17 protein-coding genes and 1 pseudogene are annotated in these 19,322 nt (G+C 33.5%); 3 read left to right on the top strand and 15 right to left on the bottom strand.

Features of this window, described 5'->3' with window-relative positions:
• Nucleotides 1-23: 23 nt before the first annotated feature.
• From G6042_RS03125 to G6042_RS03090, 8 genes are all read right to left on the bottom strand, one after another.
• On the bottom strand, nucleotides 24-1,274 hold the full coding sequence (locus tag G6042_RS03125; RefSeq protein WP_169522847.1) for an efflux RND transporter periplasmic adaptor subunit: 1,251 nt from the start codon (nucleotides 1,272-1,274) through the stop codon (nucleotides 24-26).
• Between the two features lie 11 nt (nucleotides 1,275-1,285).
• On the bottom strand, nucleotides 1,286-5,602 hold the full coding sequence (locus G6042_RS03120; RefSeq protein WP_169522846.1) for a CusA/CzcA family heavy metal efflux RND transporter: 4,317 nt from the start codon (nucleotides 5,600-5,602) through the stop codon (nucleotides 1,286-1,288).
• Nucleotides 5,603-5,699: 97 nt separating this feature from the next.
• Nucleotides 5,700-6,032: a DUF6660 family protein gene (locus G6042_RS03115; protein WP_169522844.1), complete on the bottom strand. Its 333-nt coding sequence runs from the start codon at nucleotides 6,030-6,032 to the stop codon at nucleotides 5,700-5,702.
• 61 nt (nucleotides 6,033-6,093) lie between these two features.
• The gene (locus G6042_RS03110; RefSeq protein WP_169522842.1) at nucleotides 6,094-6,729 is read right to left on the bottom strand and encodes a hypothetical protein; all 636 of its coding nucleotides are present in this window, start codon (nucleotides 6,727-6,729) and stop codon (nucleotides 6,094-6,096) included.
• Nucleotides 6,730-6,921: 192 nt separating this feature from the next.
• Nucleotides 6,922-7,545 carry a P-loop NTPase family protein gene (locus tag G6042_RS03105; protein WP_169522841.1) on the bottom strand — a complete coding sequence of 208 codons (624 nt, stop codon included), beginning with the start codon at nucleotides 7,543-7,545 and terminating at the stop codon, nucleotides 6,922-6,924.
• A gap of 71 nt (nucleotides 7,546-7,616) precedes the next feature.
• Nucleotides 7,617-8,477, bottom strand: a complete 861-nt coding sequence (locus tag G6042_RS03100; RefSeq protein ID WP_169522839.1) for a transcriptional regulator — start codon at nucleotides 8,475-8,477, stop codon at nucleotides 7,617-7,619.
• Nucleotides 8,478-8,649: 172 nt separating this feature from the next.
• Nucleotides 8,650-8,943 (bottom strand): helix-turn-helix domain-containing protein, encoded by a 294-nt coding sequence (locus G6042_RS03095; RefSeq protein WP_026704825.1) that lies wholly within the window; start codon nucleotides 8,941-8,943, stop codon nucleotides 8,650-8,652.
• Nucleotides 8,944-9,044: 101 nt separating this feature from the next.
• Nucleotides 9,045-10,778, bottom strand: a complete 1,734-nt coding sequence (locus tag G6042_RS03090; protein ID WP_169522838.1) for an AraC family transcriptional regulator — start codon at nucleotides 10,776-10,778, stop codon at nucleotides 9,045-9,047.
• Between the two features lie 377 nt (nucleotides 10,779-11,155).
• On the opposite strand from G6042_RS03090, the gene G6042_RS03085 reads away from it, so the two are divergent.
• Nucleotides 11,156-11,893, top strand: a complete 738-nt coding sequence (locus tag G6042_RS03085; protein WP_169522836.1) for a hypothetical protein — start codon at nucleotides 11,156-11,158, stop codon at nucleotides 11,891-11,893.
• Nucleotides 11,894-12,019: 126 nt separating this feature from the next.
• Here G6042_RS03085 and G6042_RS03080 read toward each other — a convergent pair whose 3' ends face one another.
• A complete protein-coding gene (locus tag G6042_RS03080) occupies nucleotides 12,020-12,862 on the bottom strand; it encodes an RteC domain-containing protein (protein WP_169522835.1) in 843 nt (280 codons plus the stop codon).
• Between the two features lie 720 nt (nucleotides 12,863-13,582).
• Between G6042_RS03080 and G6042_RS03075 the strand changes: the two genes are divergently transcribed.
• Complete coding sequence (locus tag G6042_RS03075) at nucleotides 13,583-13,744, top strand: hypothetical protein (protein WP_169522834.1); 162 nt, start codon at nucleotides 13,583-13,585, stop codon at nucleotides 13,742-13,744.
• A 30-nt stretch (nucleotides 13,745-13,774) separates the two neighbouring features.
• Here G6042_RS03075 and G6042_RS03070 read toward each other — a convergent pair whose 3' ends face one another.
• From G6042_RS03070 to G6042_RS03050, 5 genes are all read right to left on the bottom strand, one after another.
• The gene (locus G6042_RS03070; protein WP_169522833.1) at nucleotides 13,775-15,025 is read right to left on the bottom strand and encodes a type II toxin-antitoxin system HipA family toxin; all 1,251 of its coding nucleotides are present in this window, start codon (nucleotides 15,023-15,025) and stop codon (nucleotides 13,775-13,777) included.
• 70 nt (nucleotides 15,026-15,095) lie between these two features.
• Complete coding sequence (locus tag G6042_RS03065) at nucleotides 15,096-15,386, bottom strand: helix-turn-helix domain-containing protein (RefSeq protein WP_169522831.1); 291 nt, start codon at nucleotides 15,384-15,386, stop codon at nucleotides 15,096-15,098.
• An 887-nt stretch (nucleotides 15,387-16,273) separates the two neighbouring features.
• A complete protein-coding gene (locus tag G6042_RS03060; RefSeq protein WP_169522830.1) occupies nucleotides 16,274-17,077 on the bottom strand; it encodes an ImmA/IrrE family metallo-endopeptidase in 804 nt (267 codons plus the stop codon).
• A complete protein-coding gene (locus G6042_RS03055; RefSeq protein WP_169522828.1) occupies nucleotides 17,061-17,477 on the bottom strand; it encodes a hypothetical protein in 417 nt (138 codons plus the stop codon). Before G6042_RS03055 ends, G6042_RS03060 begins: the two co-directional genes overlap by 17 nt.
• Entirely contained in the window at nucleotides 17,474-18,067 is a 594-nt protein-coding gene (locus tag G6042_RS03050) for a LuxR C-terminal-related transcriptional regulator (RefSeq protein WP_169522826.1), read from the bottom strand. Before G6042_RS03050 ends, G6042_RS03055 begins: the two co-directional genes overlap by 4 nt.
• Before the next feature lie 178 nt (nucleotides 18,068-18,245).
• Here G6042_RS03050 and G6042_RS03045 point away from each other — a divergent pair.
• Nucleotides 18,246-18,635 (top strand): annotated as a pseudogene (locus G6042_RS03045) (site-specific integrase); the annotation flags it as partial.
• Nucleotides 18,636-18,659: 24 nt separating this feature from the next.
• Here G6042_RS03045 and G6042_RS03040 read toward each other — a convergent pair.
• Nucleotides 18,660-19,262: an RNA polymerase sigma factor gene (locus tag G6042_RS03040; RefSeq protein WP_169522824.1), complete on the bottom strand. Its 603-nt coding sequence runs from the start codon at nucleotides 19,260-19,262 to the stop codon at nucleotides 18,660-18,662.
• Between the last annotated feature and the right edge of the window lie 60 nt (nucleotides 19,263-19,322).

Raw genomic sequence — 19,322 nt, 5'->3', positions numbered from 1 at the left:
TATTTATTTTAAATTATTATTTATTAATGTTCGTGTTCGCCACCACCTTTTGATGTTGCCAGCAAGTAGAAAGCTCCTTTAATTACTATTTTTGCATTGGCAGGAATTTCTTCAACTAATTTTATTTCAGTATATCCTAAATCGGTTGTTCCTGGTATTACTTCGATGGCTTTAAAGTGAATTTCGTTGTGTTCTTCCTCTTCGCCTTCAGCGTGCTCATTATGTGCTTCGCCCTCTTTGTGATTGTGTTCTTCTTCTTTTACTTTTGGAGTTTCTTCTTGGTGTTCTTCTTGAATGTAAATGTAATATTTGTCTCCATTTCTAACAATAGCATCTTTTGGCAAAGCTTGAACTGTTTGATTAGTAATGTTGATATTAGCCGCTACATACATTCCGGAAATTAAATCTTTAGCATCGCTTGGATTGATTTTGGCGTGAACTGCAACGGTTTTACTTTCGTTAGAAAATGATTTATTGATACCGAATATTTTTCCTTTTATTGATTTATTGGATTGATTGGTAAGTACAAAATCGACTTCTTGACCAACGGAAATTTTACCTAAATCTTTTTCAAACACATTCAAATCTAAGTGCATTTGGCTGTTATCGACTACTTCAAAAAGAGTAACTCCGGTTTCTGCAAACGCTCCTTTGGTGATGCTAATTTTACCCACATAACCACTTATCGGCGAAACAATCGGAATTAAAGAAGTGCTGCCTTTTAAACTAACATTCAACGCTTGTAGTTTATTTTTTGCTGCTTGTGCTTTTGCTTTTTCAACTGCTAATTTTGACTTAACTTCTTGAAACGTTTTACGAGGATTTACATTTTCATCGCTCAATGTTTTTTGGCGGTTGTATTCTAATTGTAGGTATTCAATGTTTGCAATAGCCGAATTGTAATCTTCTTGCATTTCGGTTACTTCAAGGTTTTGGATGGTTGCTAATGTTTTCCCTTTTACCACATAAGTGCCTTCTAACACATAAATATCTTTTACGACACCACCAATTAAGGTTGATATATTTGCCATATTCTGAGGTGGAACAGCAGTATATCCGTTTGCTTTGATTACCGTATTGAGGTTTTTCATTACGATAGTTCCTGTTTCTATACCAATGGTTTTGAATTGCGCTTCTGTTAGTGCTACTTCGGTTTCCGATTTTTCTTCTTCGTGTGTTTCTTCGGTTTTCTTTTCGCCGCAAGAAGTAAAAAGTATTAAGACAAGAGTATTAAGTATTAAGAAAAACTTCGATTTTGATTTTATATTTTTCATATTATTGAATATTAATTATTGTTGAAAGATGGAAATTGCAATTGAATAGCACTTTGATTATAGGTATTAACAGCTTCTGCGTTTTGCTTTTTAATATCAATGGCTTGGTTTAAAAAACTGATGTAAGTCCAATAACTCATGTCGCCATTGGCATAACTTTTTTGTGCTGTTGTAATAATTTGCTCTGCGTATTGCAATCCTTCGTTTTGATAATACGCCACTGCTTTTTTCTGCTTTTCAAACTCGTTTTGTAGTTCCTCTTTTTGTAGTTTTAAAGTCAGTTTGCTTTTATCCAATTCTAATTGCGATTGCGAAATACTTATCTGCGAAGCTTTCGCTTTAGCGGTATTTGCTCCACCAAATAAAGGAATTTGTACACCAGCAGTAAATCCTTGAAAATACGATTTTGTTTCAATGGTTTGCCCGAAATAACCTAATCCTAGCCTCGGTGTACGCATTGCTTTGAATGTATTAGCTTCTTTTTGATAGACTGTAATTTGCTGTGTGTAATAGTCGTTTACCAATCCTTCCACTTTAGCATTATTCACATCAGTTGGGTTTGCATATTTCAGTGGCGTTGTAGCATCTGGAATTATATTTTCATCGGTTTGAATGAAGTATTGTAATTGCTTTTGATATACAACCAAATCATATTCTAATTGTGCTTTTTGGGTTTCGATTTCCTTTACTTTAGCTTTGGCACTTATGACTTCAATATTACCACTTTCGCCTGTTTGAAAACGAAGCTCTGCATTTTTTAGGAATTTGGAATAAATGTCGAACAATTCAGTATTCAGTTTTTGAATGGAAACACCGTATAAATATTGATAATACGCAAGTGTTACCGCTTTTTCGATTTCATATTCGGTTAATGCTTTTCGCTTTTCAGCCAATTTTGCTAATTCTTCTTGTAATTGTCTATTGGCTTTTGTGATTTTACCAATAGGAAAGTACTGTTGAATGGAAACATTATGGTCGTAATCAACATTGTTGAATTGTCCGCCTTGGTATTGTACTTGCAAAGGATCTACTTGAAATGCAGTTTTTTTGAGGACGGTTTGTTTTTCAATTTCCTTGTCGGCAATTTTTAAATCGATGTTATTTGCTTTTGCTTTTTCAATGGCTTTTTCTAGCGTTATGGTTTGGCTATTTTGAGCAAATGAAAAGCTACTTATTAATAAAACTATTAGTGTTACAATTGGATTTGACATTTTTTTTCTTCTTTTAATTCCCTTTTCAAAGAGTAAATACAAAATTGGTAAAACGATTAAGGTTAGTAATGTAGCCGAAACCAATCCGCCAATTACTACAGTTGCTAATGGTTTTTGAACTTCGGCTCCGCCACTTGTTGACAATGCCATTGGTAAAAACCCAAGTGAAGCTACCGCAGCAGTCATTAATACTGGTCGCAATCTTGTTTTTGTTCCGATTAAGACACGTTGCATTGGGTCGGTTATTCCTTCCGTTTTAAGTTGGTTAAAATAAGATATTAGCACAATTCCGTTTAAAACAGCAATTCCGAATAAAGCAATAAAACCAATTCCTGCCGAAATACTAAACGGCATTCCGCGTAACCATAGAGCAAAAACACCACCAATTGCTGATAATGGAATGGCTGTGAAAATCAGTAATGATTGCTTCATACTGTTGAAGGTAAAAAACAATAAAACCAAAATAAGTCCTAAAGCAATTGGTAAAGCTACCGAAAGGCGTTTATTGGCTTCCACTAGATTTTCAAATTGTCCACCATACGTAACATAATATCCTGCTGGAAGTTTGAAATTGGTGTCTAACTTTTGTTGAATTTCCTCAACAACACTTTTTATATCACGACCACGAACATTTAGACCAACTGTAATTCTTCGCTTTCCATCTTGACGAGATACTTGTACAGGCCCTTGTTCGTAACTGATGGTTGCTACTTGGGAAAGGGGTACTTGTTGACCGTTTGGCAATGGAATAAATAAATTACTCACATCGGTTATATCACTTCTATTAGCCTCATTCATACGAACCACTACATCAAATCGTTTGCTCTCTTCATAGATTTTACCGGCGCTTTCTCCGGCAAATGAGGAACGAATTATTTGATTGATATCGACAATATTCAAACCGTATAAGGCTATTTTATTGTAATCGTATTTGACTGTGATTTGCGGCAGACCTACAACTTTATCAGCTTTTAAGTCACCAACACCTTCAATTTTACTAACTTTTGAAATCAATTCTTTGGCTTTTGTATCTAAAATCTCTAAATCATCACCAAAAATCTTAATGGCTATATCGCTTCGGCTTCCTGTCATTAACTCGTTAAAGCGCATTTGAATAGGCTGTGATATTTCGATATTCGCTCCTGGAATAACTTCCATTTCTTCTTTCATCAAATTGGCTAAATCTTCCCAATTATATGCAGAAGTCCATTCGCTTTTGTCTTTCAGTACAATAATAAAATCGCCACTCTCAATTGGCATTGGATCGGTTGGAATTTCTCCACTTCCGATTTTTGTTACAATGGTTTTTATTTCAGGGAATTTTGCTTTTAGGATTTTCTCATATTTAGTAGTTGTTTCTACCATTTGTGTTAATGAGCTTCCGGTCATAATGGTAACATTAATGGCTAAATCACCTTCTTCAATGGTTGGAATAAATTCGCCTCCCATATTTTGAAAAGTTATAAGTGCCAAAGCAAACAACCCTAATGAAATAGCCAAAACTGTTTTTTTTAATCGTAATGCTTTTTCTAAAAATGGTGCATATATTTTCTCGAACCATGCCATCATTCTATCGCTAAAGTTTGGCTTATGCTCTGTGTTCTTGGATAAAAACATTGCACTCATCATTGGAACATACGTCAGTGATAAAACAAATGCTGCGATTACTGCAAAGCCTACCGTCATTGCCATAGGTTTGAACATTTTACCTTCAGTACCAACTAATGCTAAAATTGGTAGGTATACAATTAAGATTATGATTTCTCCAAAAGCTGCACTGTTACGGATTTTAGAAGCTGATTTATATACTTCACTGTCCATTTCAGTTTGGGTTAAATTATTTTGTCGTTTGAGTTTTTGCAAATGGTGCATTGTGGCTTCAACAATGATTACAGCACCATCGACAATAATTCCGAAGTCGATTGCTCCTAAACTCATTAAGTTACCACTTACGCCAAAATAATTCATTAGAATTACCGCAAAAAGCATAGATAATGGAATTACAGAAGCAACTATTAAACCTGCACGAAGATTACCAAGAAATAAAATCAAGACAAAAATTACTATTAATGCGCCTTCGAGTAGGTTTTTAGTAACTGTTCCGATTGCATTATCAACTAATTTTCCTCTATCAATAAAAGCTTCAGCAACAACACCTTCGGGAAGTGTTTTATTGATTTGCTCCATTTTCTCTTTTACTCTTTCGTTTACCGCTTTTGAATTTTCACCTTTTAGCATCAATGCCATACCACAAACGATTTCCCCTTTACCATCTTTTGTGGAAGCTCCATAACGCAATGCAATGCCTTCTCTAACGGTTGCCACATCCCTGACTAAAACCGGTGCCCCGTTTCTGTTTTTAATGACAACTTTTTCTAAATCTTTATTTCCTGTTGCCATACCGACACCGCGGATGAAATAGGCATATTGGTCTTTTTCGATGTAAGCTCCTCCTGTATTTTGATTGTTTTTTTCGAGTGCTTCAAAAATTTCAGTAATGGTTACTCCAAGACTGTTAAGCGTATTTGGGTTTACTGCGATTTCATATTGTTTCAATTTCCCACCCCAAGTACTCACTTCGGCAACGCCTTCAACACCTTGAAGCTGAGGAACAATAATCCAATCCTGAATGGTTCTTAACTTGATGGCGTCGTATTTATCTTCATACCCTTTTTTGGCAAAGACATCGTATTGGTAAATTTCCCCAAGACCTGTTGAAATTGGACCTAACTCTGGTGTACCTGCATAAGCTGGTATATTTTCTTCGGCTTGCTTTAAACGTTGGAAAATTTGCTCTCTTGCCCAATAGATATCGACATCGTCTTTAAAAACTACGGTAACTACCGAAAGTCCGAAACGAGAAATACTTCGTAATTCAATAACTTTTGGAATTGTCTTTACAGATTGTTCTAATGGATAAGTGATTAATTGTTCTACTTCCTGACTTGCTAAAGTTGGTGCAGTAGTTATTATTTGTACTTGATTGTTGGTTACATCAGGTAACGCATCAAGCGGTAATTGTTTTATAGAGTAGCTACCAAAAGCTATTAGAACCAAAGTAAATAAAAGTATTATAAACTTGTTCTTTATACTGAACTGTATGATTTTGTCTAACATTGAAAATATTATAATGAATTAGAAAATTAGCAAAACTACTTTTGCTATTATTTGTGAAAAGGTCACAACTTTCTAACCCGAAATTACTCGGGCATCGTTATACTATTTGAGGTGGTTGCCAGATACTTCCGTAGAAATTGGAAGTAAATTGTGAAGCGTAAGATGGTAATTGGGTTGTAATAGTCTTTGAAACTACTGTAAAATTGTAGTTCAACATTTTAAAATAGCTTACTATTTGTGAACCACAGCAATTACAACTGCAAAAAGGCGAACACAAATCGTTTTCTTTATCGTGATTGTGGGACTTTTCATCATGATTAGCTGAAATCTCAACAACTTTGTGAGCTGCACTGTTTACTTCCATGTCTGCACATGGTAAACAAGAAAGTGCTACCAGATAGATTGATAATATGTAGTTTAAGAGTTTCACGAGTGTAAAAGTATTAATTTTATTAATATATAATTCAAAACAAATGGATTAATTATTTTATTTATATTTTTTTACTGTTAATGTCATCCAAGTAATACTGCAAATCATACAGATAAATTAACTCAATGTTTTCTTCACTTGGCATTTGTTCTAATTCGACAAAATTGATATTTTCAGAAAGTGCTTTTTCGCCAATGATGTCTTGAATAATTACATAGACCACTTCTAGAAGGTTTTTATTATTGCAATGAACGGTGTAGTTTTTTAAGTACACAATCATGTCTATTTTTTTGCAATTTTCGTATTGTAAAGGTTCAAATTTTATTTCACTGGCTTTTAGATTAATGTCTTTGAATACATACGGTTTGTCTAATCCGGCTTCCATTTTCTCGATATTTTCTGATGGTTGTATGAAAGCTATAAAGTTCCAATGATTGAGTTTTGGTGCATTATCTACCAAATTTGTGACTGCTTCAAAATAATCGGGATTACCGTTTGCTGAAATTATGAGTTGTATTGTTTTGTTGTTTCTTTTTGGAAATACTAGTATGCAATCTAATCCTTCGGAATAGTAATGTAGGCTTTTGTCGAGCCAGAAAAGAAAGAGCTTTTGGATTTTTGGTTTTTCGTTTTGTAGGTTTCTTAGGGTTTGTTCGTTGTACTGGATCCAGTTCCAGAAAAGGGTTATGTTTTTCATGATTATTAGGTTTTAAGTTTTTTTTTACCGCAAAGTCGCAAAGTTGTCGCAAGGTTCGCTAAGGTTTATTTTGATTGTGTTACTACTTTATTTTTTTAGACACATAGAAGTATAGATTTTAATAGAATTTTGAAGACGCTTTGCTTTGAGATAGATTTCATAGTTGGTTGTTCTAGTTATAAATTAGTTGTTTTACCTCTTATCGGAGGTTGTTTTATCATAAGCAATAAGATTGAGCATCTCACGCATTCGGCTTCGGACACGGTTGCCGTATTGTGTTTCTATTTCGGATGCGGATAGGTTAGTTGTGATGTGGGTTTGTATTCGTTTTGCGATATACACATCGTATCTGCTTAACAGAATTTCTGCCATGACGTTACATTCGTTTCCGTAGTATTTTAGGTTGCTTTCTGTTCCTAAATCGTCAAAGCATATTGTTTTTGGTTCGAATTCATAGAGTTTTCCCTTACTGTATTTGTGTATGATTTGGTAGCCGTCTTGAATGAATTCGAAGCTTATATCTCGGCATGGTTTTACGAAAAATTTGTGTTCGGTTGGTGTTAGGTATTTCATGATGTTCATTATTGAGGTTTTGCCACAGCCGATTGGTCCAGAAAGTAGAATTCCTTTGTTGAGGTTTATGTTGTATTGAAAACAGGTTACCTCATCTTTGAGAAAATACGCGATTAATTTGTAGATGATTGGATAATCGGTTTCTAGTATTTTGAAATGGGTTCCGTATAGCTCGATGCCTTTTTGCTCTATCCATGCGATTATTTCTTGGTAGTTGTAATGGGTTTTTATTTCGTTTTCCATAGCTAAAAGTTTAACCGCAAAGTCCGCGAAGATTTGCGCAAGGTTCGCAAAGAACCTGAAACAAGTTCAGGTTAAAGTGGCTCTGAATAGTCTTTTTCGGTTGTGGTGTTGAGTTGTTTTGGACGGTTTGGTTCTGCATTTGTGATGAATTTTGGTGCGTTTAATATCCAGTTTTGTGCTGTGGCTTGCCAATCGACCATTGGTGTTTTGCCGCCGACTAGCCAACCGATGCTTGAGAAATAGTTGAAGAATTTTTGGGCTTCGAGTTCCGGGAAGTTGTTTTTTTGGAAATAGGATTTGACATTTTCGATTGTTGGCTTCTCGACTGCGCTCGAAGTGACAATAAACTCTTTCTTTTTTTCACGCAACTTTTTTTCTTTGTCTTCTTCGGCTTCGGTTGATAAGATTGCTTCGTTCCTCGCAATGACATCTTCTTCAATTTTTTTTGATTGCTCGCCCAAGTTTAAGCTGTTTGAATTGTTTAAATCGTTTGAATTGTTTGTATTGTTTATATAAGGTACTACGACTTGTTCATTAACCTGTTCACTACTTGTTTCATCACTAGTACACGACTTGTTCACGACTTGTTCAATGACTGGTTTAAAATTTGAACTGGCACTTTTGGGTAAAGGCTTTAAATCATCGGAGAAATTGAATAAAAAAACATGGCTGCCTTTGAATGGATTGTATGATGGTTCGTATTTAATATAACCCTGCGAATGCAAAGCTTTGAGACATTTGTGATAGGTTGCCTTTGAGCTGATTTTGCTTATTCGCATTATTTCATCACGAGAAATACTAATTGGATTTCTGAACCGATTGCAATTCCAGAATTGGAACAATGACATGTATAAACTTACATGTGTTGGATTGAGCAACTTGTCTTTTGCTACTCTGTCGAAAAATCCTGTTAGGTGTTTTATGTAGTTCATGGTTTAGTGATGAGTGATTAGTGAAGAGTAATTAGTGAATAGTTTAACCGCAAAGACCACAAGGAAGGCGCAAAGCACGCAAAGTCCTTCGATAAGCCCAGGATGACATTCTTAGTGACAAGAAGCATTTGAATGATAAAGTACCTCGTCTGCGCTCGGTATGACAAGAGAATTACTTAGAATTAAATAATGTGCGTTCGGAACTTACTTTGTTTTGATCGAGTAGTTTTTCAATATCCTTGTATGGATAATAGATTATTCCGCCGATCTTGGTGTAGGATAAGGTTTTGTTAATGCGTAAGGTTTGGAGTGTTCCTGGAGAAATATTGAGTAGCTTTCTAACTTCTGAGGATTTAAGCCATTGTTTGGTTTGCTCTGTTTTGTTTTGAAAGATTTCTCTAATGTCGTCTAGTAGTAACGTGCGGAAATCATTTAGGTCTTGTTTAGTGAGGATTTCAATTGCCATAATTTATGTTTTACATTGTTATGGCACAAAATTGTATGATTTGGGAATGTTTCTTTCACAAGTCAATCACAAGTTGTGAAAGAAAAAGAGGCAATTAATTTCTAATTGCTTGTGTTTGCTGACTTTTTCAATTTGTAAATGAAGTATGTAGGCGAAATTCCGTTTCGTTCTTTGAAGGCACGTGTGAAGTTTTGAGTGGAACCAAAACCTGCTTCTTCACCCAAAGCTTTGTGGGTGTAGTTCCGGTATTTAGTTTCTTTTTTTAGAATTTCGATTATGTAATTTATTTTCAAATCGGTTATGTAGTCAATAGTTCCTTTTCCTCTGTGTTTGGCAATAATCTTTGTAACATATTTTGTATTGGTATTTAGGAATACAGCCATTTTTGAAAGCGTCATGTCTTTTTCTAAATATTTTTTACTCTGCTCGAATTTCTCCAACTTCTTTAAAATAGCAGTTTCAATATCTGGGCTTATTTCTTGACTATTTTGTTTGTCGGTGTTTTCAGAACTAATGGGTTCAGTAGTGTCGTTCTTTATTATTTCCTCAAAAGTCGATGGTTCAATACAGGTTTCAGTAATTGCAGGCTTAGAAGTATCACGTTTCATTATTTCATCGAAAAGCCGTTTGTTTTTGAAGTGCTTGTATATTAAAAATGCAATAATAGAAATCAGTATGCTGATGATACCAAAAGCTACAAAAGTTCTAAATGTCATTGCATTTTCAATCTCCTGTTTGGATTTTAATAATTCTTTAGTGTCGTATTCTTTGACTACTTTTTTTAGTAGGTATTTGTAATTTTGCCCAAGAATATTATCAACTTTTAATAATTGATCAATGTAGTAAAGTTGGGATTTTGTATTTCCTTTTCGTTTGTAATAATCGATAAGCTTTTCATAGCCTTCGCGCAAGTCTGGACGGATGTATTTTTCTTTTTTGAATATATCCTCTACTTTTTTAAAATAGATTATCGCTTTATCCTTTTGATTTAAAGCCCAAAATGATTTTCCGATGTAGAAATATGCCACTGATGCGTTTGCAAAATCTTTCTTGCTTTGTATTGTTGGTAGAACTGAAGTTAATTTAGAAATAGCTTCCTTGTATTTTTTTAAACCACAAAGATTTACACCTTCAGAATGGATGAAATACGGTTGCATTTCGAGGTTGTTCAATCTTTTCCCTTCGTCAATTCCGGTTTGGTTCGTTATTGTGCACCATGCATAATTTCCAATTCGATTGTAACATAAACCTAATGAGTGTAATGAGTTGAGGTATGCTCTGTCGTTTTCTTCCTTGAAATAATCAATACATTCTCTGAATAAACTGATGGCTTCATCATAAAAACCAAGATAGGATTTTGTTTGTGCAATGCCGTATTTTAGTTTATAGATAAGATATTGATTTTCAGTTTGAGCAATATACTTATCAGCCATAAGATAATTGTCCAACGCTTTCATTTGTTCTTTCCTATCGTAATGCACTATGCCTTTGGTCATGTATGCTGAACCAATTAATTCAATATCATTTAATTTCTTGGCAACTATAAGCATGCTATCCGCATATGATAGGCGAAATTGTTTACTAACAAGGTTAATTTGTGCCTTGTAAGCATTAGTTAATTGAAAATCATTATTCTCAGATTTAGCTTTTTCTAACCATGCATTAGCATACAATCTTGATTTTATACTATCAACTTTATAGTTAACCGTGGATTGACTTAAATAATCATAGGTTTTAGAGGAAAGGCTATCTGAATTTTTGCCATAGTTATTTTGTGCATTTATACAATGCGAGATTAGTAGTACTAGAAATAGTAAGCGTTTTTTTGTAATCATTATAAGGATTTGGAACTTAAACAATTAAAAACTGCAAAAGAATATAGGTAATGTGGATTTTTTAGCGAATAAATGTAATTAAAATAATTAAAAATGACGATAGATGAAGTGACAAATTGAGAATGGACTTTATGAAATGTAATGTATTGAAGTGTTGTGTTTTACTATTTGTTTTTGAGTGTTTCATTCCCGAATGGCACATTTTACATTCGGGAATGGTGTAGATGTTGACTTGTGAGATGGGAAATGGGCAGTTAGTTTTGCCTTGAATTCAAACGGTTTTGTTATGAGCAAAACCAAATCCTAGTTCAATTATCCCGGGCTAAATGAACTGATGAAAAAAAAGTAATCAGTAACATTCTAACACATTAAATCACATGAAAAATATACACTCATGCACACTAATTATTGCCTTTTTTGTTATGATGAGTACAGGACTTGTATCTTGTAGCTCTGATAATGACACTACGAATTCTGAAAATGCCAATACACTTTCCGCCAAACTTATTACGACTTTGCCTGGAAATTATGCCAATCCTTATGACGAAGTAGGATGGCTATACAACGAATTGTTTGACACGTATTACACCAACGCAAATTTAGGAGGTTCTGTCTCTCAAATTATAACTAAAGTGCAAAGTATAGCCGATGCTAGTTCAAGCTTTAATTCGATTAAAGGTTCTCACTATCATAACGTTTCAAACACTAGAGTATCGTATTTCCTTGAACATCCAACTACTTGTGTCAATGATGTTATCTCCGCTTCGAGTATGTCAACGACAGGCAAATCAAATTTAACTAATTTTATCAATTCATTTATTATTTTTCTTGAGAATGAAAATGATTGTGATGTGATTTATGATAAGGTTGTTGCCTACGAGAGTGGCGTACTGCTTAACGCTGCACTAACTGAAACCGATAAGCGCATTATTTTGACCACTACCTCTATAACAAGACATTCAGCTTTTAGAGCAAGAAAAAAACCAAAGAAAAATACTGATCCTGATTGGGATATCTTCATAGGCAATATTATTGCATCCACAGAAGGTGCTGAATTTGGTTCGGCTGAAGCTGCTACGATGTCACTTGTGACTGGGATTGCGCAGAATGATTGAGAAGAAAGAAGCAAGAAGAAAGAAGCAAGAAGAAAGAATATAGAGAAAAGAATATAGACTGTTTGCGTATAGTTCTGCAGGCTTTTCGCAATTAAAATATGGGTTGTCAATTATTGGCAGCCCATATTAGTTTTCATCTGCATCGTCCATGCGCAGGATTAGTTTTTCTTTTAGAGTGTTTAGGAATTTGGTTCTTTCTGATTTTCTAGTGCGGATTTCTAAAAAGGCGCGGTTGAATTGTCCTAAATCGATGTTGAATGTTGTTTCAAAAAAAGTGGCAACTTCTTTTAGTTCAGATGTACCGTGATTGAAAACGCCTTCGGTGTGGAGTGCATAAATTAATTCAATTAGTCCGACTTTTGAACCTGTCCATTTTTGAGTTTTGGTGTTAGCGTTTGCGACACTGGTTTCTTCTTTTTGTTCTAATTTTGCAATCTCATTTTCGATGTAGCTTTTTAGCTTTTCGTTTGCTAGAATTTTGGCTACTTTGTAATCGTGTGATGTTGAAAACCGATTGTCTGCTTGGAAGTAAAAGCTATCCAATGTGTGTCTCAAATCGTGTTTTCCTCGTAGAAAATATTTATGATCCAAACTTTTATTATCTGTTCTGTAATATTTGTAGAATTCTTTATTCTCATTATAAAATGCTTGTAGCTTTATGAGTTCGAGATTGAAGTGTTTTCGGATTGCTTTTTTGGAACCGAATGGTTTGTTGGTTTCGATGTTGTAGATTTCGTTGTAGTAAATTAGTTTGGCCGCAAATTGCGGTTTGGTATCGCGAAAGAAACTAATTTCTTCTGATTTATTTGTAAACGTATGTTTTAGGAATTTTGTTTTTAGATTTTCAAAAATTGGAATAAGCACTTTGATTGCCAGTTCTGCATATTGAACAGGATTGTCTGTTTTGGAGTGAATGTTTTGTAGTTGTTTGTCTAGTTCAGATAATAGATGTTCGGAAAACAATTTCATACGCTACTGTTTTAGTTTGATTGAAAGCAAATCTATTGGAGTAGTGGTATTGTTGCAAGTGGTGATGTGGGTAATTCCCGAATTGAATAGGTATGATTCCCGAATTGAGCAATCTTTTTTAAATAGGTTATATAGAAAATACCTGAAGCCCACCGGGCTTCCTCCTCTTAATATCAAATCGAATGGAATAGGTGTAATTCCCGAATTGAATATTGTTATTTAACTTCGCTTTGCTCGTTTTTTTGGAACACAGATAACACAGATTTAACGGATTTACACAGATTTTTTCTCGCTTTGCTCGTGGTTTTTTTTACCATGTAAGGAATTTAAGGTCATTTAAGAACTCGCTTTGCTCGTTGATTTGGGACGCGGATGAAACGGATTCACTTCGTGAAAACGCGGATTGCCACGGATTTTATTTTAATTGTGTTATTATATATACTTCGCTTTGCTCAGATTTTTTTGGAACACAGATTATGCAGATTTAACGGATTTTCGCAAATTTTGTTATTATCGCTTAGGTTGTTAATTTGGGACGTGGATGGAACGGATTCACTTCGAGAAAACGCAGATTTTCGCGGATTTTATTTAGAGTTAGTGGATTGAAATTTGAAATGAATAGTATAAAATTCCCGAATTGAATAGAGTTTGTTTACAATTCTGCGGTGATTGTAGGTTCTATTCGCCGCAATAATGCGGTGATAATTTAAAATCTTTACTATGAACCAAATTCTATTTTCTATTGCATTGTATCTCGTATTTATTTTTCTGTTTTTTAGAGAAATGAAACTGGATCATAAACGGTATCTTGAAGCTGACCGATTGGGTGATGAACATATTTTGAGAGAAATTGATCTGTTTTTGAAAGAAAAAATGTTGTAACAATTGAATATTCATTCTATATTCAATAACTCATAATTTGAACGCTTTTTCCATAAGTTCTTGTTCGGCTCTAGGAATTCCTATTTCTTTAGCAATATTCTTCCAATTATTTGTTACTTGAAGTACTTCTTGTAAAATGGTTTCCATTTGCGTAGTGCTTAAACGGAAATATTCGCCTACACTTTTTGCTAGTTCAAAATCTAAGTCGTTGTTGTCGGTGTCAATGTTTAAAGCCAAACCGTCTTTATCGATAGAAGGATTAAGGTCATAAGCTGGTGATAAAATCCAGCCTTCTTTTGTTAGGATAAATCCATGGTTTCTTAAATGATCATCGGTATTGGAAATGGCTATGTTAAAGATTATTCTACGCCATAACTGGTGTAAGTTGGCTTCGATGTTTGCGCCATTTGTACTAATGAATTCTGCTATGTCTAGGTAGCTTGCTTGATTGTCTCGTATGGTGTCTTCGTTGTTCCCAGTCATTGTCATAGCAGATGCAAAGTGAATTCTTTCTCCATTTTCGCGGTCAAAGCGTTTTGTAAAAAAGGTGTTGTGACTTCCCATGATTTTATCAATGCGGCATGGTGCCATTTCAATTCCTGCATTCATGGCTAATTGATACGCTAGAAATTCCCAAGCTGCTTTATCGATAGTATCTGTTTTGGAAGGAAATTTTGCAATCCAAAGACTTTTGTCAGTATCTAAAACGTTGGCTTTTGGTCTTGCGCCACCTAATGATGAACCTGGTGCAATAAGAACTGCTAACCATTTACTGATTTCATCGTTGTCGGCATCGTTTTCAAAACTATTGGCAGCGTTTTGTAATTCGCGAATGGACGACCATGGTGGTGTTGATGCTGCTTTATTGTTGTCTAGAAAATCTCCGTTTGGGTCTATCTTGAATCGCAGTGCACCCATGCGACTTTCATCGTAAACACCTAATAGAAAATCTATATCGTAGAGTGTTGGTGTTTTTTCTTTATTTTCTTTAGCCCATTGTGCTGCTCTCCGCTTCATTAATGTTCGTCCCCAAGTATCAGGCATGCTGTCTAGGAATATGCCAAAGTTTTCTTTATTGTTTGGGTATTGTGGACCGCCATACAATTGTATGTCTGGGTCGAGTAAAAATTTTTGTTCTGATTTGAGCCAATTGATATCGTACTCAAAGCTGAATGCCTTTTTACCTTTGGCTTGTTGCGCTGATAGGATGCCAATGATTTTGGGTTCGGTCATTGTTTGCCAGTGGGCATAAACGTATATATCGGTTTTATTGGTAGACATTTTAGATTGTTGGATTGTTAGAAGGTTAGGTTTTTGGATTGGATTGCTTCGATTCCTCGTAATGAAAATGTTATTTTAGTAATTCTAGGTCTTGAAGTTTTCTTCCTAGTTCGTCGTCTGAGGCGAGTTTTAGGAAGTCCTCTTGTAACCCTAATACTCTAAGTACATTGAAATAAGCACCAATAGCAACGCTTGGATTACCTTTTTCTATTTGATAGAGTGTAGTCCTAACAATATCGGCTCTTTCCGCTACTTGAACAGCGGTAAGCTTTCTTCTTTTCCTAGCCAGTTTTATATTCTCTCCCATCTGTTCGAGTGTTATTTGGTGCTTTGGAAAAACGGTTTGTTTCTTTGTGCTCATTTTACTAAATGTTCATTATTATGAACAAAAGTAGTATTTATGTTCATAATAACAAACATTTTGTTTTATTTTTTTGAATTTGGATAGTATGCTTTGTAAAGAAAATTGAGGCAATTAGCTTGTAAAAATAGGTTCTAAAAGCTTTTTTGCTTTTATAGTTCCGTATTCTTGCAGTGACTTTTTTAGTTTTTTATTTCTAGAAAATTTGGCGCCTCTATTTCATATTGCGATATGACCTTATATTGCTATCACTATGTCAATATTTGTATTTAAATAGATAAAATAAGAAGTGTATTTCATTTGCGATTTACTACACATTGCGTAGTGTTGTGCGAATAGTTTATTAAATTAATGCACCTAGTAAATAACATTTTAATTTTTAAAGATGTCTATTTTTGTCAAGTAAACGGAGCAAAATACTTGACAAAAAGTATCAATTTTATCTGTGGTGCAGCGCTGATAGGTAAATTAAAATGATTAAATTAATTCAGTATTCCGTGTTATAAGTATATTAGGAATATTTTGGATTGTGTTTTTAATTCTCCTTGTTTTACTATTGATAACTGATTTTATAGAATAGTAAATAAAAACAACAGCCATTAAGCTAATTAAACACGGTAGAAGCTTTTTCCATTCGAAGCCAGAATTTATCCAATTGATAACAGCAAAGCAAAAAGATACTATTGCTGTTATTAGTAAAGCTGATAGAAATACTACAGTGGCTATGAAGAATTTAAAATCAAATTTAATCGCAGCTAGTGGATTGATGGTCATTAATTTTTGAACAATTGGTAGAAAAAAGATAAAAATTGTGAAGAATAATTTTTGTTTCATGGCGTTTTAAAAATGAATTTTAGTTTTTATATCTATTGAAAATGTTACTTAATTTATTCTTCCCATACTACACTTAGTACAGTGTTATATTTTTTTGTGACAACACAATATTCGAAAAATTTATATTTATTTTCATTTTCCCAGTCCTTTATATCAAACCAAGTTGACTTCCAAATTGGACGTTTAGATTGAACGCTAGAATATATCTTCCCTTTATCAAAGAATTCAGCAGCAATAGAATCTTCTGGTGGTGCTAACTTTGTCCTATCAATTATGAAATAAGGATAATCTTCGGGTCTTTTCCAATATTTTACAATATTATTGTGCATATAAAATATACAAATGGGATGATTACCCAGTTCAAAGTATCTAAATATTACTGAAGTGACACTAGTTTTAAAATATTGTGACAGACTTCTCATAAGATCGGGTGAAAAGGGTTTGCCTTTAATTTTTTCAACAAAAAGAATTGAAGGCATTAATAATTCCGATGCAAATTCATTGGCTTCACTTTCTTGTTTTCCTGCCTTTGCTTGTGATTCTTTATTACTAAACCAGCTTGTTGTACTTTCATTATCATTATGAAGTTCTATGTTTTTATGAAGTATAAAATGACCTATTTCGTGCGCAAGTGTAAATCGCTTTTTCTCTTCAAATTCAATTTCACTATTGAGTTCAATTAGTGTTTTTGTTTTTCCAAAAATAATTCTACCATCACAATTCTCTAAAGGCTTTTCTATTAAAGTAATTCCAAGTCCATTTGCAAACAAATCGAGCTGAAAATCAATCAAACTGTCAAGACCACAGGATTCTAAAAGTTCTTGGGCAGCATTTGCACTTTTACTTAATCTTATCATCTTCATCACTCTTTTCAAGCTCTTCTAAAATACTTAGCAGATTATGCCCTTTAATAATTTCTTTAATTTCTGTTTCTCCAAGACGGTCTAAGTTTCGGAATTGAAAAGACAATTCATTACTTGCAATTAAATTTTTAATCACAGCAATTGGTCTTTCTAGTCCTTTTTCAATTCCATCTTTTAGTGTCATTGCAACTTGAAGAAGTTTATCATCATGAACTTTATTAGATTTTGCTTTAGCAAGAAATAATATCTTTTTGACATGCTTTGAAGCAATACTGTTCATCTTCTCTAAATCGATTCCTTCATCAGTAAGGACATCGTTTATATATGCACTATCACTTTCCTTAATGGAATTTAATAATGCTTCATCGATATTTTTTATATATAATTTTTTCATGTCCAACTACTTTCTAATTGTTTTCTTAAAGGATTTATTTTCCTGTCGAGCCTCTTCCTGATAATAGTCACATTTTCAGGCGGAATTTTTAATTCTTCCGCTATTTCACGTCGAGCCATCCCTTTTGCAATACATTCAAATACAAGTAATTCATCAATATCAGCCCCCGATTTTTCTAAATGTGAAATACAGTGGTTATATAATTCTATAGATTCCATACTTGCAAAATCTATAACTGAACTTGTATCATCAATTTCAATATTCTCAGTCTTGACAAAGTTTCCATAAACAATATTGGAGATTTCACTGTCAAGTGCACTATAAAATTGTTTCTTGAAATCAGGAAATTTATTTTTATACCAGTTCCTTCCGCCATCATTAAGAAAGGAACTGAATAAATTTGAAACAATATCTTCCGCCATATTTCCTTTGAATCCTTTATCTGGATCGTAAACAATCTGAAATTGAAATAATAAACGTTTAATTGTATACGCAACAAGTTTCTTAAAGAACTCATCCGTAATCAAAGAGGTTATAGCTGCACTAATTTCTTCAGCTGATGCTTTACTATTTATTCCATCGTCTTCCATGTACATTATATAATGCTGTTATTTTAAAAAAAAATTCCATCGAGTGGAAATTTATGATTTTTATTCAGCATATAGAAGTAGAAAGCATAAAAAAATAAGAATTAATTTAAAAAAATAGAACATGGAAGAGAAATTTGTACAAAAATCGATTAACCTAAGCGAGGTTAGAAGTACAGGAAAAATGAAGGTGGAAACCGCTTCGCGAATTCCATTACTTCCTATTCCTGAAGAGCTAATCCAAAAATATGCAGCACATCCACAATGTATAAATGAAAACAAATTACTTCCAGTTTTGAGCAATCAAAAAATGAATAGTTATTTAAAGGAAATAGCTGATGTTTGTGGTATTCAAAAAGATTTAACCTTTCACATTGCTCGACACACTTTTGCAACGACAGTAACACTTACAAATGGCGTTTCTATTGAGAGCGTAAGTAAAATGCTAGGACACACCAATATCAAAACAACTCAACATTATGCTAAAATATTGGATAAAAAAGTAAGTGATGATATGCAGATTTTAAGAGATAAGTTTAAGCTTGATTTACCAATATATCAAGCTAAATAATCAAATAAGTAGATAGTGATTGTTTTAGTTTCTGAAAATCGATTTTTTATAGCCAAACAACAAAAACAGAAATCCTTTTACCTTCTCTGCCATTGTAAGCCTTAGAATTGAGAAAGCTTTTGTTATTTGGGCTTCGACAGTTTTAATAGACACGTTAAGATATTCTGCTATTTCAATATTAGTCAAGCCTTCTTGTTTACTTAGAATGAAAACTTCTTTACATCTTGGAGGAAGATTTTGAATTTCTTTTTTTACAACCGTAATTACTTCATTTATAGTTTCTGAATTATCTTCAGAAACAACTTCATTTAAAGCATCAAAATATGATTTTTCAAGGGAAATAAGATATTGATTTTTACGATATTGATCAATGAATTCATTGTAAACGGACTTGTATAAAAAACTTTTGATAGAATGATTTGATTTTAATTGACTTCTTTGCTCCCATGTTCTCAAAAAAACATTTTGAACAATATCTTCAGCATTATAAATGTTTTTTACGAGACTATTTGCATAAACACACAACCTATTATGATAACTGTCAATTAAGTAGGTAAATGCATTTTTATCATCACCCTTAAGACATTCAATTAAGATTTCGTTATCATTATAATCGCCACGTTTCATATAACAAATTAAATAAATTTTTAATTAAAATTGACCAAATATTAAAAAAACATTAAATCC

Origin of the sequence: Flavobacterium solisilvae (assembly GCF_012911605.1) — a bacterium.
GTDB lineage: Bacteria > Bacteroidota > Bacteroidia > Flavobacteriales > Flavobacteriaceae > Flavobacterium > Flavobacterium solisilvae.
The sequence above is the reverse complement of the archived record's forward strand: the minus strand, read 5'-3'. Positions and strand labels throughout refer to the sequence as shown.

Coding starts and splice junctions, on each gene's coding strand:
- G6042_RS03055 (WP_169522828.1), bottom strand. CDS start 17,477: ATGAAAAAATTATATATAAAAAATATCGATGAAGCATTATTAAATTCC.
- G6042_RS03110 (WP_169522842.1), bottom strand. CDS start 6,729: ATGAAAAACATAACCCTTTTCTGGAACTGGATCCAGTACAACGAACAA.
- G6042_RS03050 (WP_169522826.1), bottom strand. CDS start 18,067: ATGGAAGACGATGGAATAAATAGTAAAGCATCAGCTGAAGAAATTAGT.
- G6042_RS03060 (WP_169522830.1), bottom strand. CDS start 17,077: ATGATAAGATTAAGTAAAAGTGCAAATGCTGCCCAAGAACTTTTAGAA.
- G6042_RS03120 (WP_169522846.1), bottom strand. CDS start 5,602: ATGTTAGACAAAATCATACAGTTCAGTATAAAGAACAAGTTTATAATA.
- G6042_RS03090 (WP_169522838.1), bottom strand. CDS start 10,778: ATGATTACAAAAAAACGCTTACTATTTCTAGTACTACTAATCTCGCAT.
- G6042_RS03065 (WP_169522831.1), bottom strand. CDS start 15,386: ATGAGCACAAAGAAACAAACCGTTTTTCCAAAGCACCAAATAACACTC.
- G6042_RS03040 (WP_169522824.1), bottom strand. CDS start 19,262: ATGAAACGTGGCGATTATAATGATAACGAAATCTTAATTGAATGTCTT.
- G6042_RS03070 (WP_169522833.1), bottom strand. CDS start 15,025: ATGTCTACCAATAAAACCGATATATACGTTTATGCCCACTGGCAAACA.
- G6042_RS03080 (WP_169522835.1), bottom strand. CDS start 12,862: ATGAAATTGTTTTCCGAACATCTATTATCTGAACTAGACAAACAACTA.
- G6042_RS03085 (WP_169522836.1), top strand. CDS start 11,156: ATGAAAAATATACACTCATGCACACTAATTATTGCCTTTTTTGTTATG.
- G6042_RS03125 (WP_169522847.1), bottom strand. CDS start 1,274: ATGAAAAATATAAAATCAAAATCGAAGTTTTTCTTAATACTTAATACT.
- G6042_RS03100 (WP_169522839.1), bottom strand. CDS start 8,477: ATGAACTACATAAAACACCTAACAGGATTTTTCGACAGAGTAGCAAAA.
- G6042_RS03075 (WP_169522834.1), top strand. CDS start 13,583: ATGAACCAAATTCTATTTTCTATTGCATTGTATCTCGTATTTATTTTT.
- G6042_RS03105 (WP_169522841.1), bottom strand. CDS start 7,545: ATGGAAAACGAAATAAAAACCCATTACAACTACCAAGAAATAATCGCA.
- G6042_RS03095 (WP_026704825.1), bottom strand. CDS start 8,943: ATGGCAATTGAAATCCTCACTAAACAAGACCTAAATGATTTCCGCACG.